The organism is Bradyrhizobium sp. WBAH42 (assembly GCF_024585265.1).
GTDB lineage: Bacteria > Pseudomonadota > Alphaproteobacteria > Rhizobiales > Xanthobacteraceae > Bradyrhizobium.
This window is the reverse complement of record NZ_CP036533.1, coordinates 5,532,903-5,558,017: the sequence shown is the minus strand read 5'-3', so window position 1 is coordinate 5,558,017 and position 25,115 is coordinate 5,532,903. Positions and strand designations below refer to the sequence as shown.

Sequence of the window (25,115 nt, the reverse complement as noted above, 5' to 3'; positions counted from 1 at the left end):
CAAATGGTTCAGGCGATCGTTTTCCTGCCTCTGCTGGGCGCCATTCTGGCCGGCCTGATCGCGCTTGTGGGCGCGCATGCCCGCAACCCCTCGGGCGACGAGGTCGAGCATCACGGCGACCATGGTCACGCGCACGCTCATGCGTCCGCCACGATCAACGAGGACGCCTCCGTCATCCACGAGACCCATCACGAGCCCGGCGACGGGCACGACGATCACGGCCACGGACCGACCGAGCCGCCTGCGGCGGGCTCGCGCGCTGCCGAGCTGATCACCACCGGGCTGCTGTTCGTCTCGGCCGCGCTGTCCTGGATGACCCTGGTCGATGTCGGCTTCATGCATCACGACTACCGGATCCAGCTGCTGCCTTTCATCTTCTCCGGCGACCTCCAGGTCTGGTGGACGCTGCGCGTCGACACGCTCACGGCCGTGATGCTGGTGGTGGTCACGACCGTGTCCTCGCTCGTGCACCTCTATTCCATCGGCTACATGGACGAGGACCCGTACCGGCCGCGCTTCTTCGGCTATCTCTCGCTGTTCACCTTCGCCATGCTGATGCTGGTGACCGCGGACAATTTGGTGCAGCTGTTCTTCGGCTGGGAGGGCGTGGGTCTGGCCAGCTACCTGCTGATCGGCTTCTGGTACCAGAAGCCCTCGGCGAACGCCGCCGCCATCAAGGCCTTCGTGGTCAACCGCGTCGGCGACTTCGGCTTTGCCCTCGGCATCTTCGCGATCTTCATGCTGGTCGGCTCGACCGATTTCGAGACCATCTTCCACGCCGCGCCCGGCCTCACCGGCAAGACCATCAACTTCCTCGGCTGGCACGCCGACGCCCTGACCCTGACCTGCCTGTTGCTGTTCATGGGCGCGATGGGCAAGTCGGCGCAGTTCCTGCTGCACACCTGGTTGCCGGACGCGATGGAAGGTCCGACCCCGGTGTCGGCGCTGATCCACGCCGCGACCATGGTCACCGCCGGCGTCTTCATGGTGGCGCGCCTGTCGCCGCTGTTCGAGCTCGCGCCGACCGCCCAGGCCGTCGTGATGTTCTTCGGCGCGACCACGGCGTTCTTCGCCGCCACGATCGGTCTCGTCCAGAACGACATCAAGCGCATCGTCGCCTACTCGACCTGTTCGCAGCTCGGCTACATGTTCGTGGCGATGGGGGCGGGGGCCTATTCGGTCGGCATGTTCCACCTGTTCACCCACGCCTTCTTCAAGGCGCTGCTGTTCCTGGGCTCCGGTTCGGTGATCTACGCGATGCACCACGAGCAGGACATCCGCAACATGGGCGGCCTCTGGAGGAAGATCCCCTACACCTATGCGGTGATGGTGGTTGGCACGCTGGCGCTGACCGGCTTCCCGCTCACCGCCGGCTATTTCTCCAAGGACGCGATCATCGAGTCCGCCTACGCCTCGCACAATCCGTTCGGGGTGTACGGCTTCCTGATGACGGTGATCGCCGCCGGCTTGACCTCGTTCTACTCTTGGCGCCTGATCTTCAAGACCTTCCACGGCGAGCCGCATGACGAGCATCATTACGAGGCCGCGCATGAGGCTCCGCTCTGGATCCTGATCCCGATCGGCGTGCTCGCGGTCGGCTCGTTCGTCGCGGGCCTGCCGTTCAAGGAGCTGTTCGCCGGCCACGGCGTCGAGGAATTCTTCCGCGAGTCCGTGAAGATGAACCCGCACATCATCGAGGAGATGCACCACATCCCGCAGACCATCGCCTTCCTGCCGACGGTGATGATGGTGCTGGGCTTCCTCGTCTCGTACCTGTTCTACATCCGGCGGCCCTACATCCCGGTTCGGCTCGCTCAAGAGCAGCCGATGCTGTACCAGTTCCTGCTCAACAAATGGTACTTCGACGAGCTCTATGACCTCATCTTCGTCCGTCCGGCGAAGTGGATCGGCTACCAGCTCTGGAAGAAGGGCGACGGCTTCATCATCGACGGCTTCGGCCCCGACGGCGTCTCCGCCCGCGTGCTGGACGTCACCCGCAACGTCGTGAAAATCCAGACCGGCTATCTCTATCACTACGCATTCGCCATGCTGATCGGCGCCGCCGGCCTGATCACCTGGTTCATGTTCGGCTTTGGAGGCCAGTAAATGACAACCTGGCCCATTCTTTCGGTCACGACGTTCCTGCCGCTGGTCGGCGCGCTGATCGTCTATTTCAGCCGCGGTGATGACGAGGCGGCGCGGCGCAATTCGCGCTGGATCGCGCTCTGGACCACGCTGATCACCTTCGCGGTGTCGGTGATCCTGGTCATGCGCTTCGACCCCGCCAATCCCGACTTCCAGTTCGTCGAGAAGGCGAACTGGCTCGCCACCGGCATCACCTACCACATGGGCGTCGACGGCATCTCGCTGCCGCTGGTGATCCTGACCACCGCCGTGATGCCGTTCTGCATCATCGCGAGCTGGAAGGCGATCACGAGTCGCGTCCGCGAATACATGATGGCGTTCCTGATCCTGGAAACGCTGATGATCGGCACCTTCTCGGCGCTCGATCTGGTGCTGTTCTACCTCTTCTTCGAGGGCGGCCTGATCCCGATGTTCCTGATCATCGGCGTCTGGGGCGGTCCGCGCCGGGTCTATGCCTCGTTCAAGTTCTTCCTCTACACGCTGCTCGGCTCGGTCCTGATGCTGCTCGCCATCATGGCGCTGTACTGGAACGGCGGCACCACCGACATCCCGACCCTGATGCACACCGCCGTGCCGCGGTCGTTGCAGACCTGGGCGTGGCTGGCCTTCTTCGCCTCGTTCGCAGTGAAGATGCCGATGTGGCCGGTGCACACCTGGCTTCCCGACGCCCACGTCGAGGCGCCGACCGCGGGCTCGGTGGTCCTCGCCGCGATCCTGCTGAAGATGGGCGGCTACGGCTTCCTCCGCTTCTCGCTGCCGATGTTCCCGCTGGCCTCGCACGACTTCGCGCCGCTGATCTTCACGCTCTCGGCCATCGCCATCATCTACACCTCGCTGGTGGCCCTGATGCAGGAGGACATGAAGAAGCTGATCGCGTACTCCTCGGTCGCGCATATGGGCTTCGTCACCATGGGCATCTTCGCCGGCACCATGCAGGGCGTCGCCGGTGGCGTGTTCCAGATGATCTCGCACGGCATCGTCTCCGGCGCGCTGTTCCTCTGCGTCGGCGTCGTCTACGACCGCCTGCACACCCGCGAGATCGCGGCCTATGGCGGCCTCGTCAACCGGATGCCGCTCTATGCGATGACCTTCATGGTGTTCACCATGGCCAATGTCGGTCTGCCTGGCACCAGCGGCTTCGTCGGCGAGTTCATGACGCTGCTCGGCACGTTCAAGGTCTCGATCCCGACCGCGTTCTTCGCCACCTTCGGCGTGATCCTCTCGGCAGGCTACGCGCTGTGGCTCTACCGCAAGGTCGTGTTCGGGGCGCTGACCAAGCCGTCGCTGGCGAGCATGAAGGACCTCACCTTGCGGGAGTGCGTCATTCTATTCCCGATGATCGCGCTGACGATCCTGTTCGGCGTCTATCCGAAGCCGGTGCTCGACATGTCGGCCGCCTCGGTCCAGCAACTCGTCAACAATTACAATACCGCCGTGACGGCCGTGAAGGCCGCCGCACTGCTCCAGTGATCGGGCAGGTCAGGATATCGCCATGAGCTTTTCGACTGCAGGTTATCAACTGGCGCCGGTGCTGCCCGAGCTCGTGCTCGCGGTCGGCGCCATGGCGCTTCTGATGCTCGGGGCCTATCGCGGGCAGGAGACGACCAGGACCGTCACGTCGCTGGCGGTGGTGCTCCTGATCGTGGTGGGTGCGCTCGTCTACATGCAGCCCGCGGGCAAGCAGGTGACGTTCGGCGGCAGCTTCATCGTCGACGACTTCGCCCGCTTCATGAAGATCCTGGCCCTGATCGGCTCGGCCGTGACGCTGATCCTGTCGACCGAGTTCCTGTCCGACCCGTCGCGCCGCATCTTCGAATACGCCATCCTCGTGCTGCTCTCGACGCTCGGCATGATGGTGCTGATCTCGGCCGGCGACTTGATCTCGCTCTATCTCGGTCTCGAACTGATGTCGCTGGCGCTCTATGTCGTTGCGGCCTCGAACCGCGACAACGCCAAGTCGACCGAGGCCGGCCTGAAGTACTTCGTGCTCGGCGCGCTGTCCTCGGGCATGCTGCTGTACGGGGCATCGCTGGTCTATGGCTTTACCGGCACCGTGAGCTTCACCGGCATCGCCGCGGCCGCGACGGTCTCGAATGTCGGCCTGGTGTTCGGCCTCGTCTTCCTGCTCGTCGGCCTCTGCTTCAAGGTTTCGGCCGTGCCGTTCCATATGTGGACGCCTGACGTCTACGAGGGCGCGCCGACCCCGGTCACCGCCTTCTTCGCCTCGGCGCCGAAGGTCGCCGCGCTTGCCGTCTTCACCCGCGTCACGCTGACCGCATTCCCCGGCATCGTCTCGCAGTGGCAGCAGATCCTGGTGTTCGTGTCGATCGCCTCGATGGCGCTCGGCTCCTTCGCCGCGATCGGCCAGAGCAACATCAAGCGCCTGATGGCCTATTCCTCGATCGGCCACATGGGCTTCGCCCTGGTCGGCCTCGCCTCCGGCACGGTTGAGGGCGCGCAGGGCGTCTTGATGTACATCGTGATCTATGTCGCGATGACGCTCGGCTCGTTCTCCATCATCCTCGCCATGAAGCGCAACGGCCAGGCCGTCGAGCAGATCAGCGATTTCGCCGGCCTGTCGCGCACCAATCCGCTGCTCGCCTTCATGTTCGCGATGCTGCTGTTCTCGCTCGCCGGCATCCCCCCGCTCGCCGGCTTCTTCGCCAAATGGTACGTCTTCGTCGCCGCGATCAAGGCGAACCTGTTCACGCTTGCCGTGATCGGCGTGCTGACCAGCGTCGTCGGCGCCTACTATTATCTCGCCATCGTCAAGACGATGTATTTCGACGAGCCGGCCGGCCAGGTCGATCCGGTGCGCATCGAGGTGCGGACGGTGCTGGCGGTCGCGGGTCTGTTCAACCTGCTGTTTGCCCTGTTCGCGGGGCCCGTGGTGAGCGTCGCCTCCGCCGCGGCAAAGTCGCTGTTCTAGGATGGCCTTCGCGCTCGGTCCTCGCGCATCGGCCGCGGGCTACAAGCTCGCGGCGTTCGAGCGGACCGGCTCGACCAACACCGAGGCGATCGAGCACGCCCGCGCCGGCGAACGCGGCCCGATGTGGTTCGTGACCTCCGAGCAGACCGCCGGCCGCGGCCGCCGCCAGCGCGCCTGGATCGCGCCGCGCGGCAATCTCGCCGCCAGCATCCTCGAAGTCATGGACGTCGCCCCGGCCGTCGCCGCCACGCTCGGCTTTGCCGCAGGGCTGGCCGAGGAGGCCGCCCTGCAGAAGGTGAGCCTCGAGGCGGCGCTCCGTCTCGGCGAAGGCCGGCCCCGCTACGCGCTGAAATGGCCGAATGACGTGCTCGCCGGCGGCAAGAAGCTGGTCGGCATTGGCCTCGAGGCCGAGGCCGTCGGTAGCGGCCTCGCCGTCGTCGTCGGCATCGGCACCAATGTGGTCGCCGCGCCCGAGGGCACCCCGACGCCCGCCGTGTCGCTGGCGGGCCTCGGCGTCCAGATCAGCGCCGAGGAGCTGTTCGCGGCCCTCTCCGACGCCTGGGTCGAGTTTCGCGGCATCTGGGACAATGGCCGCGGCTTTGCCGAGATCCGCAAGCTCTGGCTGGAGCGCGCCGCCGGCCTCGGCGAGAAGGTTGCGATCCACACGGGAACCACGACGCTGGAAGGTGTTTTTGACACCATCGACGACACCGGCTGCCTGATCGTCCGCACCGCGGAGGGCCGCCTTGTGCCGGTGGCGGCGGGCGAGGTGTTCTTCGGCCCCGTCGCCTCGGTGGGAGCTGCGTGATGGCAAGGCCCGACGAATTGGTGTTTGCGCCGCTCGGCGGCGTCGGCGAGATCGGCATGAACCTGTCGATCTACGGCCTCGGCAACCGTCACCAGCGCGCCTGGCTCGCGGTCGATCTCGGCGTCTCCTTCGGCGACGAGGAGCATCTGCCGGGCATCGACCTGATCATGCCCGACATCTCCTTCCTCGAGAAGGAGCGCAAGAACCTGATGGGCCTGGTTCTGACGCACGCCCATGAGGACCATTTCGGCGCCATCATCGACCTCTGGCCGAAGCTGAAATGCCCGATCTACGCCACCAGGTTCAGCGCCGCGCTGTTCGAGGCCAAATGCGCCGCCGAGCGCAATGCGCCCGAGATTCCGGTCACTGTGGTGCCGTCGGGCGGCCGCGTCGATATCGGGCCGTTCAACGTCGAGTTCATTCCCGTCGCGCATTCGATTCCGGAAGCGCATGCGCTCGCGATCCACACCGACGCCGGCATCGTGCTGCACACCGGCGACTGGAAGATCGACCCGACCCCGACGCTGGGAGCCCCGACCGACGAGAAGCGGCTGCGCGAATTGGGCGAGCAGGGCGTGCTCGCTTTGATCGGCGATTCCACCAATGCGGTGCGCGACGGCCGTTCGCCCTCGGAGGCCGAGGTCGCCAGCACCATCATCGACCTCGTGAAATCCGCCAAGGGCCGCGTCGCGGTGACGACGTTCGCCTCCAACGTCGCCCGCGTCAAAGCGGTGGCTGACGCGGCGAAAGCCGCGGACCGCGAGGTGGTCGTGGTCGGCCGGGCCATGGAGCGCGTGGTGCAGGTCGCGCGCGAGACCGGCTATCTCGACGGCGTGCAGAACTTCCGCTCGCCCGAGGTCTACGGCCATCTGCCGCAGGACAAGGTGCTGGCGCTGTGCACGGGAAGCCAGGGCGAGCCGCGCGCCGCGCTGGCGCGCATCGCCAATGACGACCATCCCGAAATCACGCTGAACCGCGGCGACAGCGTCATTTTCTCCTCGCGGACCATTCCCGGCAACGAGAAGGCGGTCGGCTCGATCATCAACAATCTGGTGCTGCAGGGTGTCGAGGTCATCACCGACCGCGATGCGCTGGTCCACGTCTCCGGCCATCCCCGCCGCGACGAGCTGCGCGATTTGATCTCCTGGGTGAAGCCGCAGCTCCTGATCCCCGTCCACGGCGAGGCCCTGCATCTGCACGAGCACGCCAAGCTCGCCCGCGCCGCCGGCGTGCCGCGCGTGCTGGTCTGCCGCAACGGCGACCTCGTCAAGCTCGGACCCGGCGATCCCGGCATCGTCGGCGAAGTGCCATCGGGCCGTCTCTACAAGGACGGCACGATCCTGGAGGATTCCAAGTCGCGCGCCGTGATCGAGCGCCGGCGCATGGCGTTCTCCGGCTGCGCCTTCGTCGCCATCGCCATGACCGCCCAGGGGGAGCTGGTCGACGAACCCGAGGTCGATCTGGTCGGCATCCCCGAGAAGAACAGGGCCGGCGAGACCTTCGACGACATCGTCTTCGATGCCGTGATGTTGACCATCGAAGGCCTGCCGCGGGCGCGCCGCCGCGATCCGGACGCTCTAGCCGAGTCGGTGCGACGCGCTGTCCGGGCCGTGATCAACGAACATTGGGGCAAAAAGCCCCCCTGTCTGGTACATGTCCTGACGGTGTAGATTAGGCGTGGTCTCCGGATCACGCTCTGAGGGAGAAGAAACATGCTGGGCCGGCTCAACCATGTCGCGATCGCGACCAAGGACGCCGTCAAGGCCGCGAAGATCTACGGCACCGCGTTCGGCGCCCAGATCTCGGAGGCCGTGCCGCTGCCCGAGCACGGCGTCATCACCGTGTTCGCGACCCTGCCCAACACCAAGATCGAGTTCATCGAGCCGCTGGGCGAGGCCTCGCCGATCGCAAAATTCGTCGAACGTAACCCCGACGGCGGCATCCATCACGTCTGCTACGAGGTCGTCGACATCATCGCCTCGCGTGACACGCTGGTGAAGGAGGGCGCAAGGGTGCTCGGCGACGGCGTGCCCAAGATCGGTGCCCACGGCAAGCCGGTGCTGTTCCTGCACCCCAAGGATTTTTCCGGCGCCCTGGTCGAGATCGAGCAGGCATAAGGCCGTCCCATGGCCATCCAGATCTCGACCGCGATCGCGATCTACTTCGTCATCTGGTGGGTCGCGCTGTTCCTGACGCTGCCGTTCGGCGTGCGCAGCCAGCACGAGGACGGCGTCGGCGCCCCCGGCACCGACCCCGGCGCGCCGATCCTGACGCGGATGGGCCGCAAGCTGATCTGGACCACGATCATCTCGGCGGTGATCTACGGCGCCGGCATCGCGGCCTATCACGCCGGCTATCTCTCGATCGAGCGGCTGTCCAAAATGATGGGAATGCCGTTCTAGGTTCTTAGTGCGGCACATCCTTCGAGACGCCCGCTTTGGCGGGCTCCCCAGGATGAGGGCAGAGTGCGCGGCAGCAGTTTCAACGGGCATCAATGTCCGTTAGCCTCATCCTGAGGAGACCGCGAAGCGGTCGTCTCGAAGGACGAGGCGTGCGCGCGCTCTCGCTTGAAATTTTGCGCTTGTTCGACTGTTCGGGGGAAATGAATGACTTTTCAGCGTATCGTCATTGCGCTTCTGGTGCTGATCGTCGCCGGTCTCGGTGCCATCGGCTATTTCGAATGGAAGATCGCCGTTCAGGCCCGCACGATGAAGGCCTTCGTCGAGGGCTACGTCTTCAACGAAGCCGTCATGGCCTGCGAGCAGGCCAAGAGCTCGACGCCGTTCAAATGGAACGGCGGCAAGAGCACCTCGGTGATCGGCCTGAACTCGGTCAAGCTGGACAAATACACCGTCAGCGCCAGCTACACGCTGGTGGCGGACAGCGTCTATTGTGATTACGATCCCATCAAAAGAAAGGCCGAGATCGGCTCGAGCTTCCTGGAGCGGGAGTAACGGTCCGGCCCACAGAGATGGGGTGGATCGTCATGGCGCAGGGGCAGGGGGACTACCGGATTCTGCATGAGGCCGATTTGCGGGCCTATCTCGCGGGCCTGCCGGACCTGAAGGGACTGCTCGGCGGCGAGCCGGCCGGGTGGGCGATCACCGAAGTCGGTGACGGCAACCTCAACCTCGTCTTCATCGTCAAGGGCGCGCGCGGCGGCATCGCCGTGAAGCAGGCGCTGCCTTACGTCCGCCTCGTCGGGGAGAGCTGGCCGCTGCCGCTGTCGCGGGCCCATTACGAATATCTCGCGCTGTCCCGCCAGGCCCAACTCGCGCCCGGCCTCGTGCCGGCCGTGCTGCATCACAACGACGCCCTGGCGCTGACTGCGATGGAGCTGCTCGAGCCCCACATCATCATGCGCAAGGGGCTGGTCGCGGGAACGCGCTATCCGCGCTTCGTGGACGACATCACGACCTTCATGGCGCGGACGCTGTTCTTTACTTCCGACCTCGCGCTCACGGCGGCCGAGAAGAAGGAGGCCATCGCCGCCTTTGCCGGCAACCACGCGCTGTGCAAGATCACCGAGGACCTGATCTTCACCGATCCCTACCGCATCGCCGAGCAGAACCGCTGGACCGCGCCCTATCTCGACGGCCTCGCCGCGAGCTTGCGCGACGACATGGACCTGCACGTCGCCGTCTCCCGGCTGAAGCTGAAGTTCATGGCGAGCCCGGAAGCGCTGATCCATGGCGACCTCCACACCGGCTCGATCATGGTCACGGACAGCCAGACCCGGGTGATCGACCCGGAATTCGCATTCTACGGTCCCATGGGCTTCGACGTCGGCGCCGTGCTGGCCAATCTCCTGATGGCCTTTTTCGCTTCTGCCGGCCACGAGCGCGCGCCGGGCGAACGGGCGGCATTCGAGGCCTGGGTGCTGGAGACGGTCGAGCAGGTCTGGAACCAGTTTGCCCGAAAATTCCTCGACCTCTGGCGCGCCGGCGCGGCCGGTGATGCCTATCCGCCCTCGCTCTTTCCCGGCGAGAAGGGCGCCGCGCGGCTGGAGGCCGAGCGGGAGGCCTACATGCAGCGCCTGTTCACCGATGTGGTCGGGTTCGCCGCCGCAAAAATCATCCGCCGCATCTTCGGCCTCGCCCACAACATCGACTTCGAGCTGATCGAAAATGCGAAGACGCGCGCTGTCAGCGAAGCGCGTGCGGTGCGGCTGGCGCGGGCGATGATGGTGGAGACGGGGACATTCCGGACCATTGCCGACGTCACCGGCGCCGCGCGAAAATTGCGCGACTGGATGCCGGACTTGTCAGGCTGAAGACCTAGTCGAACTCTAATATAGATGCACCGGCAGCAGCACGCCATGCTCCTCGACCAGCAGACCCCAGGTCTCGTTGGCCGTGACCTCGAATGCCCTGCTGCGTGTCTCTTTGCCGTTCACCGTCAGGGTGATCTTGTACGTTCCTGGCGACAGATCGAGCCTTTGGTTGTCAAGCAGCTCGCCGGCTGCCTTGTCCGAGTCCGCCAGGCTCTCTCCGGCGTGCGCGGCCAGCTTGACGATCCGGTCGTTGACGGTGACGACGGCCGCGTCGTCCGTTCTGTTGCCGAGCATCAGCCGTCCGTGCTCCGGCTTTGGCAAGAACCCTGATGCCGCGACACGGCGCTTGCGCTGCGACAGGTCCGCAATCGTCTTGCCGTCCTGTTGGATCAGTCGGAGCGAGGCCGGCCCATCCGAAGTGGTGAAGGCAATCACGGCCCTGTCGGCCTCGATCACCGCGCCCTCGGCCTCCGTCCATCCGCTTTCGGCGAGGGCGGCGCGATAGAAGGTGAGCACGGTCTTAAGATCGAGCGGCATCTCGACATGAGCCGACCGGATGAAGGGCGAGTTGTTCGCGGTTATGAGAGCCCAGCCGCTGGGCAGCGGCAGGCCCACGTCTGCGGACATTTTGCTCTCAAAGGTCCGAATTGCCGACTGCGCCAGCCTCCTGATGGCGTCGCAGAGCAGCCGCTCACCGAGATAGTCCGGAGAGCAACCGTCCCTCATCGTCCACCAGACATCGGAAACGTCCTCGTTCCACCGCGAGATATGGGACCAGCCGGCCTGGACCGTGCCGGTGGCGCCGTCCCGGGCCGGGTCAGGCGTAACGGGGATCGCCATCGCGGCCGTCGCGACGACCAGACTGCCGGCGAGCAGTGCACCCAGCATTCGGCGATTCATTTTTTCCACGGTCCTCGGGTCTGAGATGGCGATCCTGAGCTTGGTCGCGTTGATCACGAAAAATGTTCATCGAACCTGCTTACCCGATGACGCACCGCGTCAATACCCCCGCCGAAGGACTGCCTCAGGAACCGGCATCTTTTGCCGTCAAAACGAAGCTTGCCTTCGGTAGCCGACGAGTGATCAAATCTGGTGTCGGATTACGCCTGCGTTGCCGGGGGGACACATGATGTTCAAGACCATCGCGATCGTTGCCGGTTTGGGACTGGCGCTCACTGCCACTGCGGAGGCGCAGACGCCGCGCAAGGGCGGAACCATCCGCATGACGGCGCCCTACGGCTCCAGCTTCACCAGCCTCGACATTCACACCACGCAGCGCGCTCAGGACGAGATCTACGCCAAGGCCCTGCACCGCTCGCTCTACATCTGGAATTCGGCGGAAGGAAAGCCGGTGCTGGAGCTCGCCAAGGAGGACGTGGTGTCGGGCGGAGGCCTCGTTCACACCTTCAAGCTGCGCGACGACGCCTATTTCCACAGCGGCCGCAAGATGACGGCCGACGACGTCATCTGGTCCTACAACCGCATCATGGACGGCAGCAAAGCCTATCCCGGCGCGCGTTACGTCCGTGTCATCGAGGGCGCGGCCGCAGTGGAGAAGGGGCAGGCCAAGGAGATCTCCGGCCTGAAGAAGATCGACGACTTCACCATCGAGATGAAGCTGACCGAGAAGGTCGATCCGGGCTTCTATTTCTTCACCGCGCTGACCTCGATCTATCCCGCCGACGAGGCGGCCAAGGAAAGCTTCATCCAGAAGCCGATCGGTCTCGGGCCCTTCAAGTTCGTCGAGCACGTGCCGGGATCGCGCATCGTCCTGGAGCGCTGGGACCGGTTCTACAAGCCGGGCAAGCCCTATGCCGACAAGATCGTCGTGTCGGTCATGGGCGAGGCCGCGGCGCGCGACGTCGCCTTCCGCAACAAGGAGATCGACACCTCGGTGCTGGGACCTGCGCAATACGTCGCCTACCAGTCCGACGCCGACCTCAAGGGCACCATCGTCGAGGTCGCCGAGGTGTTCACTCGCTATATGGGGATGAATCCCAATTTCAAGCCGTTCTCCGACAAGCGCGTGAGGCAGGCGATCAACTACGCGATCGACACCGACTTGATCATCAACAAGCTGGTCAAGGGCAAGGCCTATCGCGCCACCAGCTGGCTGCCGCTGACCGCGCCGGGCTACGACAAGGCGATGAAGCCTTACCCCTACGATCCCGCCAAGGCCAAGCAGCTGCTCAGCGAGGCCGGCTACGCATCCGGCTTCGAGTTCGAATGGACCACCAGCCAGAATGAGAGCTGGGGCCTGCCGATCGTCTCGGCCGTCATCCCGATGCTGGACAAGGTCGGCATCAAGGCCAAGGTCAAGCAGGTCGAGACCGCGGTGCTGGCGGAGGTGGTTCGCACCGGCGATTACCAGGCTTTCATCTATTCCCAGGCAAGCGGCCCGGATCCGCAAGCCGCGCTGAAATGCTTCCATTCGGCGACGCCGCAGTCGGCCTGTAACTACACGACCTTCAAGAATGCCGAGCTCGACAAGATCATCGACGAGGCCGGCCAGGCCGACGATCCCGCAAAGCGCATCCAGCTGCTGCAGAAGGCCAATGCGCTGCTCTACGAGGAGGCGCCGGTCTGGTTCTTCAACTACAACAAGGCGGTCATGGCGGTGCAGCCGTGGCTGAAGGGCATTCAGTTGAACGCAACCGAGCTGACCCACCAGAACGTCGAGGACCTCTGGGTCGACGAGGCCTCGCCCGCGAAGTGACACGCGCGCTCCCTCCAGCGCGACCGGCGAGGGAGGGAGCGGAGAAAAGTTGAGATGCTCGCGTTCCTGATCCGCCGCCTTCTGCAGACCATTCCGACCGTGCTCGCCGTCGTGCTGCTGGTGTTCGTGCTGTTCAGCGTCGTTCCCGGCAGCATCGTCTCGACCATGAGCGACGACAGCGATCCGCAGGTCGAGCTGCGCCTGAAGAAGCAGCTCGGTCTCGATCAGCCCGTCTATATGCGTTTCGGCACTTACATCGCCCAGCTCGCGACCGGCGATTTCGGAACCTCGTTCCGGACGCGCGAGCCTGTCACAACCATGATCGCCAAGCGGGCATGGCCGACGCTGCAGCTGATCTTCGCGTCCATGGCGTTTGCGGTCGTGGTCGGCGTGCCGCTCGGCTTCGTCGCGGCTCTGCGGCCCGGCGGCCTCGTCGATACGCTCGCAATGATCGTCGCGGTGTCGGGTCTTTCGATCGCCAAGTTCTGGCTCGGACTGATGCTGATGTATCTTTTCGCGTTGAAGCTCGGCTGGCTGCCGAGCTTCGGCTATGGTGATGGCGGATTGAAATATCTGGTCCTGCCGGCACTGGCCCTCGGCGTCTCGCCGATGGCGCTGCTGGCGCGGACGACGCGCGCGGCGGTGCTCGAGATCATGACCGCCGACTTCGTCCGCACCGCGCGCTCGAAGGGCATGAGCGAGACCAGGGTCGTCAAGTGGCACGTGATGCGCAACGCGCTGGTGCTCATCCTCACGACCATGGGCCTGCAATTCGGCGCGCTGATGGGGCAGGCGGTCGTGGTCGAGAAATTGTTCTCCTGGCCGGGCATCGGCTCGCTGCTGGTCGACAGCGTGCTGCAGCGCGACATTCCCGCCGTCCAGGGCTCCATCCTGGTCGTGGTGCTGTTCTTTCTGGCGATCAATCTCCTGATCGACGTGCTCTACGGCGTGATCGATCCCAGGATCAGATACGCATGAAGCTCCGCGCCAATCTCGTCATCGGGGGAGCGTTGTTCGCGCTGGCGATCGTCGTCGGCCTGCTCGCGCCGTGGCTAGCACACACCGATCCCGTCATGGACGCCAACCTCATGAATGCGGAGGAGCCCCCGAGCTGGACCTGGTGGTTCGGCACCGACGCGCAGGGCCGCGACATCTATTCCCGCGTCCTCTACGGCGCGCGCGTCTCGCTGACGGTCGGCATCGTCTCCCAGCTCATCAACAGCGTCATCGGCGTGGCGCTCGGCCTCAGCGCCGGCTATTTCGGCGGCTGGTGGGACGATTTCGTCAACGGCCTGACCAATCTCATGCTCGCGATCCCCTCGCTGATTTTCGCGCTCGCCATCATGGCGGTGCTCGGTCCCGGCCTGACCAGCCTCCTGATCGCGCTCGGGCTGACCAACTGGTCGTTCACCTGCCGCCTCGCGCGGGCTTCGGCGCTGTCGCTGCGGAGCCAGGGCTATGTGCAGGCGGCCACCGTGCTCGGCTATGGTGATGTGCGCATCATGATCACGCAACTCCTGCCGAACATGCTGGGGCCCATCGTCGTCATCGGCACGCTGGGCATGGGCAGCGCGGTCCTGTCCGAAGCCGCATTGTCGTTCCTGGGCCTCGGCGTCCGCCCGCCCTTTCCGAGCTGGGGCAGCATGCTGTCGGAAGCCCGGGAGCAGATCACGACGGCGCCGTGGCTTTCGATTTTCCCCGGCCTTGCGATCTTCCTGACCGTGCTCGGTCTCAATCTGCTCGGCGATGGCCTGCGCGACATCCTCGATCCGCAATCGCGGAGCCGGCGCACATGACAGGCAGCCCGCTGCTCGAGGTCGAGAATCTTCGCATCGATCTCGATGACGGATCGAGGCGCGTTGCGGCGGCCGAAGGCATTTCATTCCGCATCGATCGCGGCGAGACGTTCGGCCTCGTCGGCGAGTCCGGCTGCGGCAAGAGCATTACCGCGCTTGCCTTGATCGGCTTGCTGCGGCCGCCCTTGTCGATCGGCGGCGGCGTCATCCGGTTCGAGGGACGGGAAGTCCAGCACCTGTCGGCCGCCAGGCAACGGCAGCTGCGCGGCAATCGCATCGCCATGATCTTCCAGGAGCCGATGACGGCGCTGAACCCGGTCTCGCCGGTGGGGCGGCAGATCGCCGAGATGTTCGTGCTGCACAAGGGCAAGAGCTGGCGGGAGGCCAACCAGCTGGCGGTCGAGGCGCTCGCGAGCGTCCGCGTCCCCGCACCCGAGCGGCGCGTGAAGGACTATCCGCATCAGCTGTCCGGCGGGATGCGCCAGCGCGTGATGATCGCGATTGCGCTCGCCTGCGGTCCGGACCTCTTGATCGCTGACGAGCCGACCACCGCGCTCGACGTCACCGTGCAGGCGGAGATCATCGAGCTGATGCGCAATCTGTGCGCCGAGCGGGGAACGGCGATCCTGATGATCAGCCACGACCTCGGCCTCGTCGCCAATGTCTGCCGCCGCGTCGCCGTCATGTATGCCGGCCGCATCGTCGAGGAGCGCGGTTCGGACGACATCTTCCGCGCGCCGTCCCATCCCTATACGCAGGGCCTGGTCGACTCCCTGCCGCGGCTTGGCAGCCGCGCAGCGCTCGGCCGCAGCCGCCTGAAGGAGATCGCGGGCGTCGTGCCGGCGATCACGCGTTTCCCGGATGGCTGCCGGTTCAATCCGCGTTGCGCGCAGGCGACGGAAATTTGCCGAACCACCGCGCCGCAGACGGATGGGCTGGAGGCGGGCGGTTTCGTCCGGTGTCACCACCATGCATGAACCGCGGGGGAGAGCGGATGACGACGTGATCCTCAGCGTGGAGGATCTCGCCGTTCATTTTCCGCTCGGGGGCGGCCTGCTGGGCCGCGGCCGTCGGCTGCTCCGCGCCGTCGACGGCGTCGACCTCAAACTGAAGCGCGGCGAATGCCTCGGCCTCGTCGGCGAATCCGGCTCGGGCAAGTCGACGGTCGCGCTCTCGATCCTCGGCCTGTTGGCGCCGACGCGCGGCCGCATCGTGCTGGACGGGCAGGTCGTCACGAACCGGCAATCCGGCGACCGCAAGGCGCTCGCCCGCATCGTGCAGATCGTGTTCCAGGATCCCTACGCCTCTCTCAATCCGCGCCAGACCGTTCGCCGCACGCTTGAAGATCCCCTGCGTGTGCACGGGGTCACCGCGAAGAGCGAGATCGAGGACCGCGTCGCGACCATGCTCAAACATGTCGGCCTGCGCCCCGAGCAGGCCGACCGCTATCCGCATGAATTCTCCGGCGGCCAGCGCCAGCGCATCGGCATCGCGCGCGCCCTGATCCTCAATCCCAAAATCGTCATCTGTGACGAGCCGGTCTCGGCGCTCGACGTCTCGATCCGCGCCCAGATCATCAATCTGCTGCTGGAGCTGAAGGACACGCTCGGCCTGTCCTACATCATGATCAGCCACGACCTCGGCGTTGTCGAGCACATGAGCGACCGCGTCGCCGTGATGTATCTCGGCCGCATCGTCGAGAACGGCCATTGGCGCGAGATCTTCGAACGTCCCGCGCACCCCTACACGCAGGCCCTGATCGCGGCCATCCCCGATCCGCTGCGCCACGCCCCGCTGGCAACGACAGGCGGCGACCTGCCCAACCCGCTCAACCCGCCGAACGGCTGCGCCTTCAGCCCGCGCTGCCGCTACGCGGAGGCGGTGTGCCGGAGCGAGCCAGGGCCAACGCTGGAGACGCGACCCGATGGGCATGCGGTGCGATGCTGGCGGAGCGAGGAGATTGCGGGGCGGACGGGGTTAGTCTCGACCGGGGCGTGACCCGAAGCTGATCTTGCGTATTCGTCTGTTCGGTCTCTCAATAGATGCCGTAAGCGAGGACTGCCAGTTGCCATATTGGGTCAAGCGAATTCTCCTCAAATCAGGGGAGATCGTGACCGAAGAACTTGGTCGGGATGCAAACTATTTCCCAGGTGCTGCGGCCGTCATGGGCGACGTGATAACGGTTTGCTGTGGCGGTAGGCAATTCGATGCCAAGGTCGTCGAAGAAATTTAGCATGCCCACTGTTGGCCGCTGTCCGGGGGAAACCGGACGCGCCGCCGTGCTCATTTCGACCACCGCTTATGACTCGCACCGGACCTCGTCAAAATTTCAATGCCCGCGGCGGCGGGTCTCCGATACGACATGGGATATAGTTACATTTCTTGATTGAGCTGCTTAACTCTCTAATCGACCAATAAATATTTCAAAAAAAATCATAGGAGCCGCAATGTCCTCTCCAGAAGAAGACGATCGGCGCGAGTTTTTAAGTTCCTGCGGCAGGTTCGCTTCCGTAACACCTCCGAAGATCACAGCCTTGCTTTCGACCTCACTTGCTAGCAGCGCAATTACCACCTCCGAAGGCCGGGGTCGTGTATGCCTAATAACCGGCGAACTTGCTTCGGCAGGACGATCGGATCAATGCATTGCCGAAGCAAAGCGATACCGCGACAAGGCTGCCGAGGCAGAACAACTGGCTGAACTCGCGGTGACGGCGGCCCGTCGCCAAACACTGACCATCATCGCTCGCACTTATCTCCGGACGGCGGCGCAGCTGGAGAGCGTCGCGGAAGCGGAGCGATTGCTTGAAGCGATTGCAGAAGTAAAGTCCAGTAGTTGACGATAGCTTCGGGTGCATCTTCGAAGTTGCGTCGCGTCTGTCGAAGGTCCGCTCGGCGCGGCAGCTATGCGCTGCCATAATTGTTGGCGAAAGGACGGTCAGATCGGCGTAGCTTCACGAGTAACGCCGCATCAGCTAGAGACCCTCATCCTTTCGAATGTCCTTGTGGCCCATCGGCGAAGTTGCGCCTTGGCGGTCGGTAGTCCGCTCGTTGACCCAGAGCGGACCAGATTTGCTGACCTGAGTTCTTCGCATTTTGACCGACTGAGACATCGAGGTCCGCAATGCTTTCAACACCGGGCACGAAATTAGCGGGCCTTCCCGCGTATCGCATCCCACCACGGACAGGTGCCCGCCATGCGTTCGTAGTTGCCTTCCATTACCTGAACAGGGGCGCGACGTGGACCGATCTCCGGCGCGGCCGAGGGAGGCGCGCCAATATCTTCAAATAGGCCCTTGTGGCCCCAGAAGCTACCGACACTGGTCATCTCCACCGGCGGCGTTGTGTCATCGACCTCCTTGCCGCCCCAGCCGCACTCCACGTAGATCTCTGACGGAGTACGCATGTAATACGACGTCATGAGATCATTCGGGTGGCGGCCGAGAGTGGCGACAACTTTCTGCGGGCTGCCCTGTAGCAGGTCATACCCCTGACCGACGTCGTCGAGCAGATAATATTCGACAAGCAGGTGATGCATGCTGCGCACTGGCGCGGCCACGAGAGCCACGCTGTGGTGGCGTGCGTTGACATGCATGAAGTAAGCCTTCAGCGGAGCAACCATGAAGTCGCTAATGCGAAACCCCAGCAGGTCCTTGTAGAAGGCCAGGGCGACATCGATGTCTGGGAATGTCAGAAGGGTGTGGCCCATGCCTAGCGGACCGGTACGGAAGCCGGAGACGTCGCGGCCAGGCTTAAAGGCCGTGTCAGCTACCTGGGCGCCATGGAAAGCTTCCAAACGATTGCCGGCGGGATCGGCAAAGGAGATCAGGTCCGTCACACAGCGCTGGTCCGCCAGCTCTGCGGGTTCGCGCTTCACGGCTACGCCAGCGGTTTCGAGGCGGGCAGCGAGTGAGTCGAGAGCCGTGGCATTGGCGACTTCCCAGCCGAAGACCTGAGCGCCTGGCTCAATGGCTCGGTCGATGAACAGGCGCTGTTTGCGGTCGTCCATACGGAAGGCACGCATAGAGCTGGCGCGGTCCACAGCCTGCATGCCAATGTTTGATGCGGCGAATGCGGCCCAATCATCGAGGTTCGACGCGCCGACGCCGAGATAACCGAAGGCCTGGATTTCCATGGTGTATCCTCCCCGGTTGTTTTCTTGACAAGGGTAAGAGGCAGCGAACGCCATTGCAATTGGAGTTTTGGGGCGTTCGCTCGTCAAAGGACAGCTAAAATTCCTGTGGTCGTGACAGCCGGAATAGCGAACATCACAAATTCACGCCACCAAGTTGGCAGGGCCCAGGCTGTGTGAGAACCTAACCTCGACGCTGCTTAGGCCTGCTGCTGTCAGCGGACAGCATCGAAATAGTCAAGGCGCGGTTGCGGAGTCGCCTTCCAGCCGACGCCGAAGGTCGGATTACGTACAGCACTCGCGCCAACACGATTAAGTGACGAGTCTCGGTTGGCCCCAGTCGCAATTGTTCGTCCCCTGCCGGGCGCCTGCCCCAGTTATGAATAGATTACCGTCGTGAAAGCGGTGACCGCATGTTATCGACTTGGGTTCAGCTTGTGGCCGTTCGCGACGGTTTGCGCGGCATGGGGCACGTCCGGAGACAGGGCTGAACCGGAAGTCGTCGGCTCAGGTCCAGACTAGCGCTCGTGACCCCGAGGCGACATTCATCGTCCCTTGTTCTCCCATTGCCTCCAGCCGGCCTTACGCAAACCGTCGACGAGATGCGCGTGGTCTTCTGGCCGAAACCACGGAGCTCTGTTGCGGACATACATGTCGAATGCTCCCGGTGCGCGCGAGATGGCCTTTTCCAGTTCTTCCTTCGCTTCCGCCGCGCGGCCAAGCTGGCCCAGCGCCGCCGCGGTCCAGCGGTAGATCATCGGAAAATCGGAATACGACCGGATCAGACGTTTTGCTGCCTCAATCGAAGCCTCGTATTCGCCGCAGAAATATAAACCGCATGCAATGTGCAACAAGCGGACTGCCAGATAGGGGTCGCGGGGATCGAGCCTGATACACGCGTTGAGAGCCATGACCCCCTCCTTGGGCCGGCCGGCAAAGATCAATGTCGCGCCTCGATGGCCATGCGCGATCGCGAGATTTGGACTCATGGAGAGAGCTCGCTCGATCTCCGCCAACGCATCTTCAGCCTCGCCGCGGGCTTGCAAGGCCCAGCCAAGGCACGAACGGGCCTCCGCATCGGCGCCATCCAGCGCGACCGCCCGGCGGGCCAAGGCCTCCGCCGAGCGTTGCGCATCCCGCAGTTCCATCTTCTGGTAAAGCGCGGCCGCTTGCAGCTGGTAGAGACCGAGCGCGCTGTAGCTGCCGCCGAAGGTCGGGTCGAGATCGATCGCCTGTCTGAAGAAGTTCTCCGCGATCTCATCGTCGTCTGCGGTCGCTTTGCTCAGATGCCACAGGCCGCGCTGATAGGCTGCCCAGGCATCAAGGCTCCCCGGCGGCCTGCGCATGGCGCGTCGGAGTTCGGCGTCCGCAATGGCGGGGGCGATCGCAGTCGTCACCGCTTCGGTAAGCTCATCCTGCACGGCGAAAACATCAGCGAGGTCGCGGTCGTAGCGCTCGGCCCAGACATGATTGCTGGTCGCCGCCTCTATGAGCTGCGCGGTCACGCGGATCCGGCTGCCGGCCTTGCGCACACTACCTTCGAGCACGTAGCGGACGCCAAGCTCGCGCCCGACCTGTCTCACATCAACCGCTCGCCCTTTGTAAGTGAACGACGAGTTCCGAGCGATGACGAACAACGAGGGATAGCGCGATAGCGCCGTGATCACATCTTCGGCAATACCGTCGGAAACGAATTCCTGTTCGGGGTCGCCGCTCATATTGGTCAGCGGCAGCACGGCGACAGAGGGTTTGTCAGGCAACGCGAGCGCCGGAACCCCGCGTTTGAGCGTTGCGGTCCGCGGGCCTGGGTCGATGATGATGCGGTAAACGTGGACGGGCCGGGCGATGTTCTTGAGAGTTTTCTCGCCCGCTTCCTCGACGTCGAAAGACACCTTGTCGCGCGCGTGATTGAAGACCGTCTGAGAGATGCAGATGCCGCCGGGTTCGGCGATGCTCTCGAGCCGTGCCGCGATGTTGACGCCGTCCCCAAAGATGTCATGGGATTCGACGATGATGTCGCCGATATTGAGCCCCACACGGAAGAGAATGCGCCTGTCCTCTGCATCGTCGCTGGTAAGTTCGTTGATGCGGGACTGGAACTGCATGGCAGCCCGCACCGCTTCGACCGCACTTGGAAACTCCGCCAAAAACCCGTCGCCGGTGTTCTTCACGATGCGGCCGCCGTGCTCCGCAATTGCGGGCTCAACACCTCCGGCGAAGAGTGCTGTCAGCTTGGCGTGGGTCGCCTCTTCGTCATTATGCATGAGCCGAGAATAGCCAGCCACGTCGGCGGCCAAGATCGCCGATAATCTACGCTCGACTCGGACCCGCTCATGCACCATGCCGCACCACGGCCCACCAACCCACCATATTCTACAATGGATCAGACCGCAGCGCCAAACTGAGCTCTAACATTCGTTGCCGCTAAATTGAAACGCGTCAGCCGGACTGACCGAGGTTTGTCTGGGACATGGAAAGAGCGCGAATGCGCGCCCGTGTTGATGCTCGTTCGCGCTCAGACCGAGCTCAGCATGGAAACGAGCAATTTCTTCCCGGTTCACGGTTCTGAGTATGGAGCCTGCGATCGCCGCGACCTTTTGAGGTCCTGCATACTAAACTAATCATGATCCAACTAACCAAATTGCGCGAGGACGCGGCTTCAGCTTCTGGCCCGTTGCCGAGCAAAGTGGCGGGCCTTTGCCGCGTTGGCTATCGGCGGCAGACCGGTCGCAGGGCCGTGCCCGCCATGACCGCTGCTTGTGACCCAATTCGGACTTGGTTTGCGATGGACGATTCAAGCCCATGCAAAAATGAATTTTATGCGGTTCAGTCTGAGTATTTTTGCTGTATCCTATTGGGCCTTCCAGCTCCGCAATATTGGGAGGAGGTTAGGATGAACAAGTCCTTTGTCGCTGCCACTTTGATCGCGTTGGCAAGTTCTGCGATGGCTCAAGATGCGATGAAGGTGGTCAAGCCCGATGGGGTGACGTGGATAGAGCATCCGGTCTTCAGGGGCGTGCAAACCGCCATCTTGATCGGTGACCCAACAAAGGCCGAGACGATAGTCCAGCGGGTGAAATTCCCGCCGAATTATAAAGTTCCGCCGCATACTCATCCCTATGCCGAGGTCGTCACCGTGATGAGTGGCAGCTTTGGGAACGCCATGGGGGAAAGGTTTGATCCCTCGAAAGGCGAGATATTGAAGCCGGGCTCCGTCTTCGCGCTGCCGGCAAAGCACCCCCATTATGTATGGACGACAAACGAAGAAACGATGGTCCAAATTGTATTCACCGGGCCGGGGGGCATCGTGTTCATCGATCCAGCCGACGATCCGCGCAAGAAGTAAAAACGAAGCGCCGAAGCATAAAAAGAGGCCACCTCAATCGGGCGGCCTCTTTCGTAATTCCGACACCGGCGCGATGTCGGCTGTTGGCCCGTCGCTGCCGCATCCCCACGGCCGAGGATATGTCGGCTGTAAGGGGTAGATCGGACCTAACGTAAACCGGGCCAAAACCTCGCGATTGACCCTAAGCGGACTCTAGTCCTGGTGAGCGGCAGATGGAATGAAAGTCGGCGCCTTAGCGTGCCACGGGCGTCTCGCGGACAACCCTGCCATTGCGGTCGGCATAAATCAGTCTGTCGTCAGCGAGGCGAATGGAGGATATCCGCGCAAAGGCCGACCCAGGGTCGCGCGGCGCCACAAAATCATCAGCCAGACGAAACCTCCCCCCTTCCAGCTTTTCCAGAACGAAATAGCGTTCCTTGGCGACTTGCGGGATTTCCATAAAGCGGACGGCAAACTCTCGTCCAACGGCGACCACGTCGTCAGCGCTTCCCATGCCGTAGCCCGGAACCTTGATATTGCTGAGCTGACGCGCGACGTCGTGCCAGTCCGCGAAAAGCGGGCCAACCTTCGCATCTGTCATCAGCTTCTCGACGCGCGGAATTTCCGATGCTGCAAGGTTGGCGGGATCGTTCTTGTAGTCGTCGTAATCGACATACTTCTTTGACAGCCGGATCTTCTCGCCGCGGTAATCCATCTCATCGCTGCCGAACGCCTCGACATAGGCCATACGCCCGAGCACCACGGCGCCCACCGACGCCAGAAAGATTCCTAAAGCGACGATCGACCTTCTGGATCGTGTCAACGTGCAATTCTCCAAGCTGCCCCTAAGGCGAGGACTCTATAACAACTAGCCTGCCATGCGGTCGGGCGCCATGATCGCCGTTGGCCCAACTCTGACGTCTGGTGACGCCGGCTTCTGGGCGGCTATCAGGAGCACAGCGGACCTTATCCGCGTTCCAACTGCGGCGCGGGTTTATGACGACGCGCGCTAGACGGCCACCGCGATTTTTCTCTATACGGGTAAGGGTGCGTTGAGTTGAACGGAAGCCTGGGCCTCGGCCCGCAACCTTTAGCCCGGTCAACTCCCGACGCCGCCGACCAGACGCGGGCGGCGATTTGCCAGCGGTTTCGCCGCGGGCAGCGCACGTAGCCACGCGCGAAAACTCACGATCTCCGGACAGTCCGCCGTGCCTTCTGGCGCAACCAGCCAATCACCCGGGCCCGATCCCTCATCCATCCGCTCGCAGCGATAGCCGGGATGGTGGCTCACGCCGCGGGCGATCAGCACGTCTATCTTGCCCTCGACGAGCTCGTGCAGGCCGGCGGGCTGCAGCACGCGCAAACCGATCTCTGCATGTGCGCTGCGAAACGCCGCAAGTTCGAGGCGGCGCAGGTCGCAGCTGCCGTGGACGCCCGCTTGCAGCAGCACGACACCTGCGGGCTTCAACTGCGAGGTCGCCTCGGCAATGTGACGAAAGCCTTCGGAAATCCCGGGCAGATAGGCCTGGCCGGCCTCCGTGAGGATGAGCTGCTTGTGCAGCCGCTCGAACAGCTGCACGCCGAGGCGCGCCTCCAGCGCTTTCACCTGCTGCCCGACGGCCGCGGGCGTGACGTGCAGTTCGTGCGCGGCCAGCTTGAAGCTGAGATGGCGCGCGGCGGCCTCGAAGGCGCGGAGCGCGTTGAGTGGGGGCAGGGCGTATGTCATCGCAACTGCATTTTGACACCGATGGGCCGCGTCCCTGCAATAGATTTTCTTGCGTTGAACCGCAGCAATGGTGCTTTGCGCTAGCGTGGTGCCGCCGGATACGCTTGACGCGCAAATCCGGAGAAACGCCATGTCGCCAGCTCACATCGTCAGCCACAATCCAGCAACGGTTCACCCGCCCGCCGGCGGCTACAGCATGGGCCTGGAGCTGAAGCAGCATCGCCGCCTGCTGTTCATCAGCGGCCAGGTGCCAGAAAGGTCCGACGGCACCGTGCCTGACGGCTTCGAGGCGCAATGCGAGCAGGCCTGGCGCAACGTCAGGGAAGTGCTCGCCGCGGCAGGTCTCGGCGTCGAACACCTGGTCAAGGTCACCACGTTCCTGACCGACCGCAGTCAGGTCGTCCCCAACCGCGCCATTCGCCGCGCCATGCTTGGGGAGCACCAGCCGGCACTGACCGTCGTGGTCGTCGAGACCGTCGACAGCAAATGGCTGCTGGAGATCGAGGCGATCGCCGCGGAATGAGGCGGCGGCGTCGATGTTGCAATGAGCCAATCATATCAGGTGTCCAATGGCTGAGATCCATCCGTTCTACCAGACGCACCGCCATGCGATGGAAGCCGCCATGCGCGAGCGACTAGACCTTGCCGAAGCGATGCTCCGCGAGCGCACGCATCTCTCCGATATCGATGGAGTCAGGCAGGACGTGATGGACGAATTCGCGATCGTCCTCACCCAGATGCCCTATGTCGGTGGCGCGGCAAGCCGCATGAGCGATTTCTTCATGCGCCTGACCGGCTTCATGGCCATCAGTCGGGTGCTGCGGCGCCACGGCGTGCCGGTGCCCGTGATCGGCGAGATCGAGCGGGAAACCTACAAGGCGCAGCTGCTGACGATTCCCGAAGCCGAGCGTCTCGCCGCGGGGCATCAATTCATGTCACCGGAGAACCAGGCCTTGATGCGCGAACAGGCGGCAAGAAGCGTTACAAAAGCTCATCAAGCGGAGTTTCCGGAAGATTTCGTCTACGATTTCGTCGAGCCGGGCCCGCAAGACAGCTTTGAGTTCGGCATCGACTACAAGGCCTGCGGCTTCTGCAAGCTCGCGGCGCGTCATGGCGACAAGGAGATCCTCCCGAACATCTGCGGCCTCGACTTCGACGCCTACGCCACGCGAGGCATCCGCCTGGAACGGACCCAGACGCTGGCGGGCGGCGCCAGCCACTGCAATTTCCGCTTCTCGCGATTAGACCGCACCCGCTGACCCCGCGAT

24 protein-coding genes are annotated in these 25,115 nt (G+C 63.8%); 19 read left to right on the top strand and 5 right to left on the bottom strand.

Features of this window, described 5'->3' with window-relative positions; all coding sequences use genetic code 11:
* The first annotated feature begins 3 nt into the window (after nucleotides 1–3).
* From nuoL to mtnK, 9 genes are all read left to right on the top strand, one after another.
* Nucleotides 4–2,106 carry an NADH-quinone oxidoreductase subunit L gene (gene nuoL / locus DCG74_RS25980; protein WP_172783533.1) on the top strand — a complete coding sequence of 701 codons (2,103 nt, stop codon included), beginning with the start codon at nucleotides 4–6 and terminating at the stop codon, nucleotides 2,104–2,106.
* Nucleotides 2,107–3,615: an NADH-quinone oxidoreductase subunit M gene (locus DCG74_RS25975; protein ID WP_172783534.1), complete on the top strand. Its 1,509-nt coding sequence runs from the start codon at nucleotides 2,107–2,109 to the stop codon at nucleotides 3,613–3,615.
* 22 nt (nucleotides 3,616–3,637) lie between these two features.
* Nucleotides 3,638–5,074, top strand: a complete 1,437-nt coding sequence (gene nuoN / locus DCG74_RS25970) for an NADH-quinone oxidoreductase subunit NuoN (protein WP_172783535.1) — start codon at nucleotides 3,638–3,640, stop codon at nucleotides 5,072–5,074.
* Between the two features lies 1 nt (nucleotide 5,075).
* A complete protein-coding gene (locus DCG74_RS25965) occupies nucleotides 5,076–5,882 on the top strand; it encodes a biotin--[acetyl-CoA-carboxylase] ligase (RefSeq protein ID WP_172783536.1) in 807 nt (268 codons plus the stop codon).
* Complete coding sequence (locus DCG74_RS25960; protein WP_172783537.1) at nucleotides 5,882–7,552, top strand: ribonuclease J; 1,671 nt, start codon at nucleotides 5,882–5,884, stop codon at nucleotides 7,550–7,552. The genes DCG74_RS25965 and DCG74_RS25960 overlap by 1 nt, the downstream gene beginning before the upstream one ends.
* Nucleotides 7,553–7,594: 42 nt before the next feature.
* Complete coding sequence (gene mce, locus DCG74_RS25955; protein ID WP_097662509.1) at nucleotides 7,595–7,999, top strand: methylmalonyl-CoA epimerase; 405 nt, start codon at nucleotides 7,595–7,597, stop codon at nucleotides 7,997–7,999.
* Between the two features lie 9 nt (nucleotides 8,000–8,008).
* Nucleotides 8,009–8,284, top strand: coding sequence for a DUF1467 family protein (locus DCG74_RS25950; RefSeq protein ID WP_172783538.1), 276 nt, complete (start codon nucleotides 8,009–8,011; stop codon nucleotides 8,282–8,284).
* A gap of 204 nt (nucleotides 8,285–8,488) precedes the next feature.
* Nucleotides 8,489–8,836 (top strand): hypothetical protein, encoded by a 348-nt coding sequence (locus DCG74_RS25945; RefSeq protein ID WP_172783539.1) that lies wholly within the window; start codon nucleotides 8,489–8,491, stop codon nucleotides 8,834–8,836.
* A 32-nt stretch (nucleotides 8,837–8,868) separates the two neighbouring features.
* On the top strand, nucleotides 8,869–10,155 hold the full coding sequence (mtnK, locus tag DCG74_RS25940; RefSeq protein WP_172783540.1) for an S-methyl-5-thioribose kinase: 1,287 nt from the start codon (nucleotides 8,869–8,871) through the stop codon (nucleotides 10,153–10,155).
* Nucleotides 10,156–10,170: 15 nt separating this feature from the next.
* On the opposite strand, the gene DCG74_RS25935 is transcribed toward mtnK, so the two are convergent.
* Complete coding sequence (locus tag DCG74_RS25935) at nucleotides 10,171–11,112, bottom strand: hypothetical protein (RefSeq protein WP_257187437.1); 942 nt, start codon at nucleotides 11,110–11,112, stop codon at nucleotides 10,171–10,173.
* Nucleotides 11,113–11,281: 169 nt separating this feature from the next.
* On the opposite strand from DCG74_RS25935, the gene DCG74_RS25930 reads away from it, so the two are divergent.
* The 7 genes from DCG74_RS25930 to DCG74_RS25900 all read left to right on the top strand — a co-directional run bounded on the left by DCG74_RS25930 (nucleotide 11,282) and on the right by DCG74_RS25900 (nucleotide 17,504).
* On the top strand, nucleotides 11,282–12,871 hold the full coding sequence (locus DCG74_RS25930) for an ABC transporter substrate-binding protein (protein ID WP_172783541.1): 1,590 nt from the start codon (nucleotides 11,282–11,284) through the stop codon (nucleotides 12,869–12,871).
* 54 nt (nucleotides 12,872–12,925) lie between these two features.
* Nucleotides 12,926–13,849, top strand: a complete 924-nt coding sequence (locus DCG74_RS25925; protein WP_172783542.1) for an ABC transporter permease — start codon at nucleotides 12,926–12,928, stop codon at nucleotides 13,847–13,849.
* Complete coding sequence (locus tag DCG74_RS25920) at nucleotides 13,846–14,667, top strand: ABC transporter permease (protein ID WP_172783543.1); 822 nt, start codon at nucleotides 13,846–13,848, stop codon at nucleotides 14,665–14,667. The genes DCG74_RS25925 and DCG74_RS25920 overlap by 4 nt, the downstream gene beginning before the upstream one ends.
* Complete coding sequence (locus DCG74_RS25915) at nucleotides 14,664–15,644, top strand: ABC transporter ATP-binding protein (RefSeq protein WP_172783544.1); 981 nt, start codon at nucleotides 14,664–14,666, stop codon at nucleotides 15,642–15,644. The genes DCG74_RS25920 and DCG74_RS25915 overlap by 4 nt, the downstream gene beginning before the upstream one ends.
* Nucleotides 15,637–16,665, top strand: coding sequence for an ABC transporter ATP-binding protein (locus DCG74_RS25910; protein WP_172783545.1), 1,029 nt, complete (start codon nucleotides 15,637–15,639; stop codon nucleotides 16,663–16,665). The genes DCG74_RS25915 and DCG74_RS25910 overlap by 8 nt, the downstream gene beginning before the upstream one ends.
* A 13-nt stretch (nucleotides 16,666–16,678) precedes the next feature.
* Nucleotides 16,679–16,900 (top strand): hypothetical protein, encoded by a 222-nt coding sequence (locus DCG74_RS25905; RefSeq protein ID WP_172783546.1) that lies wholly within the window; start codon nucleotides 16,679–16,681, stop codon nucleotides 16,898–16,900.
* Between the two features lie 214 nt (nucleotides 16,901–17,114).
* On the top strand, nucleotides 17,115–17,504 hold the full coding sequence (locus DCG74_RS25900; protein ID WP_172782856.1) for a hypothetical protein: 390 nt from the start codon (nucleotides 17,115–17,117) through the stop codon (nucleotides 17,502–17,504).
* A 308-nt stretch (nucleotides 17,505–17,812) separates the two neighbouring features.
* On the opposite strand, the gene DCG74_RS25895 is transcribed toward DCG74_RS25900, so the two are convergent.
* Together DCG74_RS25895 and DCG74_RS25890 are read right to left on the bottom strand one after the other, a co-directional pair.
* Complete coding sequence (locus DCG74_RS25895) at nucleotides 17,813–18,799, bottom strand: VOC family protein (RefSeq protein WP_172783547.1); 987 nt, start codon at nucleotides 18,797–18,799, stop codon at nucleotides 17,813–17,815.
* 542 nt (nucleotides 18,800–19,341) lie between these two features.
* On the bottom strand, nucleotides 19,342–21,093 hold the full coding sequence (locus tag DCG74_RS25890) for an adenylate/guanylate cyclase domain-containing protein (RefSeq protein WP_172783548.1): 1,752 nt from the start codon (nucleotides 21,091–21,093) through the stop codon (nucleotides 19,342–19,344).
* Nucleotides 21,094–21,689: 596 nt separating this feature from the next.
* Here DCG74_RS25890 and DCG74_RS25885 point away from each other — a divergent pair.
* Nucleotides 21,690–22,142, top strand: a complete 453-nt coding sequence (locus DCG74_RS25885; RefSeq protein WP_172783549.1) for a cupin domain-containing protein — start codon at nucleotides 21,690–21,692, stop codon at nucleotides 22,140–22,142.
* Between the two features lie 232 nt (nucleotides 22,143–22,374).
* Here DCG74_RS25885 and DCG74_RS25880 read toward each other — a convergent pair whose 3' ends face one another.
* Together DCG74_RS25880 and DCG74_RS25875 are read right to left on the bottom strand one after the other, a co-directional pair.
* On the bottom strand, nucleotides 22,375–22,944 hold the full coding sequence (locus tag DCG74_RS25880; RefSeq protein WP_172783550.1) for a hypothetical protein: 570 nt from the start codon (nucleotides 22,942–22,944) through the stop codon (nucleotides 22,375–22,377).
* Nucleotides 22,945–23,220: 276 nt separating this feature from the next.
* The gene (locus DCG74_RS25875; protein ID WP_172783551.1) at nucleotides 23,221–23,847 is read right to left on the bottom strand and encodes a LysR family transcriptional regulator; all 627 of its coding nucleotides are present in this window, start codon (nucleotides 23,845–23,847) and stop codon (nucleotides 23,221–23,223) included.
* Nucleotides 23,848–23,977: 130 nt separating this feature from the next.
* Between DCG74_RS25875 and DCG74_RS25870 the strand changes: the two genes are divergently transcribed.
* Both DCG74_RS25870 and DCG74_RS25865 read left to right on the top strand, forming a co-directional pair.
* A complete protein-coding gene (locus DCG74_RS25870; RefSeq protein ID WP_172783552.1) occupies nucleotides 23,978–24,370 on the top strand; it encodes a RidA family protein in 393 nt (130 codons plus the stop codon).
* A 46-nt stretch (nucleotides 24,371–24,416) separates the two neighbouring features.
* Nucleotides 24,417–25,106 (top strand): L-2-amino-thiazoline-4-carboxylic acid hydrolase, encoded by a 690-nt coding sequence (locus DCG74_RS25865; RefSeq protein WP_172783553.1) that lies wholly within the window; start codon nucleotides 24,417–24,419, stop codon nucleotides 25,104–25,106.
* Nucleotides 25,107–25,115 lie beyond the last annotated feature (9 nt).

Coding starts and splice junctions, on each gene's coding strand:
- nuoL (WP_172783533.1), top strand. CDS start 4: ATGGTTCAGGCGATCGTTTTCCTGCCTCTGCTGGGCGCCATTCTGGCC.
- DCG74_RS25975 (WP_172783534.1), top strand. CDS start 2,107: ATGACAACCTGGCCCATTCTTTCGGTCACGACGTTCCTGCCGCTGGTC.
- nuoN (WP_172783535.1), top strand. CDS start 3,638: ATGAGCTTTTCGACTGCAGGTTATCAACTGGCGCCGGTGCTGCCCGAG.
- DCG74_RS25965 (WP_172783536.1), top strand. CDS start 5,076: ATGGCCTTCGCGCTCGGTCCTCGCGCATCGGCCGCGGGCTACAAGCTC.
- DCG74_RS25960 (WP_172783537.1), top strand. CDS start 5,882: ATGGCAAGGCCCGACGAATTGGTGTTTGCGCCGCTCGGCGGCGTCGGC.
- mce (WP_097662509.1), top strand. CDS start 7,595: ATGCTGGGCCGGCTCAACCATGTCGCGATCGCGACCAAGGACGCCGTC.
- DCG74_RS25950 (WP_172783538.1), top strand. CDS start 8,009: ATGGCCATCCAGATCTCGACCGCGATCGCGATCTACTTCGTCATCTGG.
- DCG74_RS25945 (WP_172783539.1), top strand. CDS start 8,489: ATGACTTTTCAGCGTATCGTCATTGCGCTTCTGGTGCTGATCGTCGCC.
- mtnK (WP_172783540.1), top strand. CDS start 8,869: ATGGCGCAGGGGCAGGGGGACTACCGGATTCTGCATGAGGCCGATTTG.
- DCG74_RS25930 (WP_172783541.1), top strand. CDS start 11,282: ATGATGTTCAAGACCATCGCGATCGTTGCCGGTTTGGGACTGGCGCTC.
- DCG74_RS25925 (WP_172783542.1), top strand. CDS start 12,926: ATGCTCGCGTTCCTGATCCGCCGCCTTCTGCAGACCATTCCGACCGTG.
- DCG74_RS25920 (WP_172783543.1), top strand. CDS start 13,846: ATGAAGCTCCGCGCCAATCTCGTCATCGGGGGAGCGTTGTTCGCGCTG.
- DCG74_RS25915 (WP_172783544.1), top strand. CDS start 14,664: ATGACAGGCAGCCCGCTGCTCGAGGTCGAGAATCTTCGCATCGATCTC.
- DCG74_RS25910 (WP_172783545.1), top strand. CDS start 15,637: ATGCATGAACCGCGGGGGAGAGCGGATGACGACGTGATCCTCAGCGTG.
- DCG74_RS25900 (WP_172782856.1), top strand. CDS start 17,115: ATGTCCTCTCCAGAAGAAGACGATCGGCGCGAGTTTTTAAGTTCCTGC.
- DCG74_RS25895 (WP_172783547.1), bottom strand. CDS start 18,799: ATGGAAATCCAGGCCTTCGGTTATCTCGGCGTCGGCGCGTCGAACCTC.
- DCG74_RS25885 (WP_172783549.1), top strand. CDS start 21,690: ATGAACAAGTCCTTTGTCGCTGCCACTTTGATCGCGTTGGCAAGTTCT.
- DCG74_RS25875 (WP_172783551.1), bottom strand. CDS start 23,847: ATGACATACGCCCTGCCCCCACTCAACGCGCTCCGCGCCTTCGAGGCC.
- DCG74_RS25870 (WP_172783552.1), top strand. CDS start 23,978: ATGTCGCCAGCTCACATCGTCAGCCACAATCCAGCAACGGTTCACCCG.
- DCG74_RS25865 (WP_172783553.1), top strand. CDS start 24,417: ATGGCTGAGATCCATCCGTTCTACCAGACGCACCGCCATGCGATGGAA.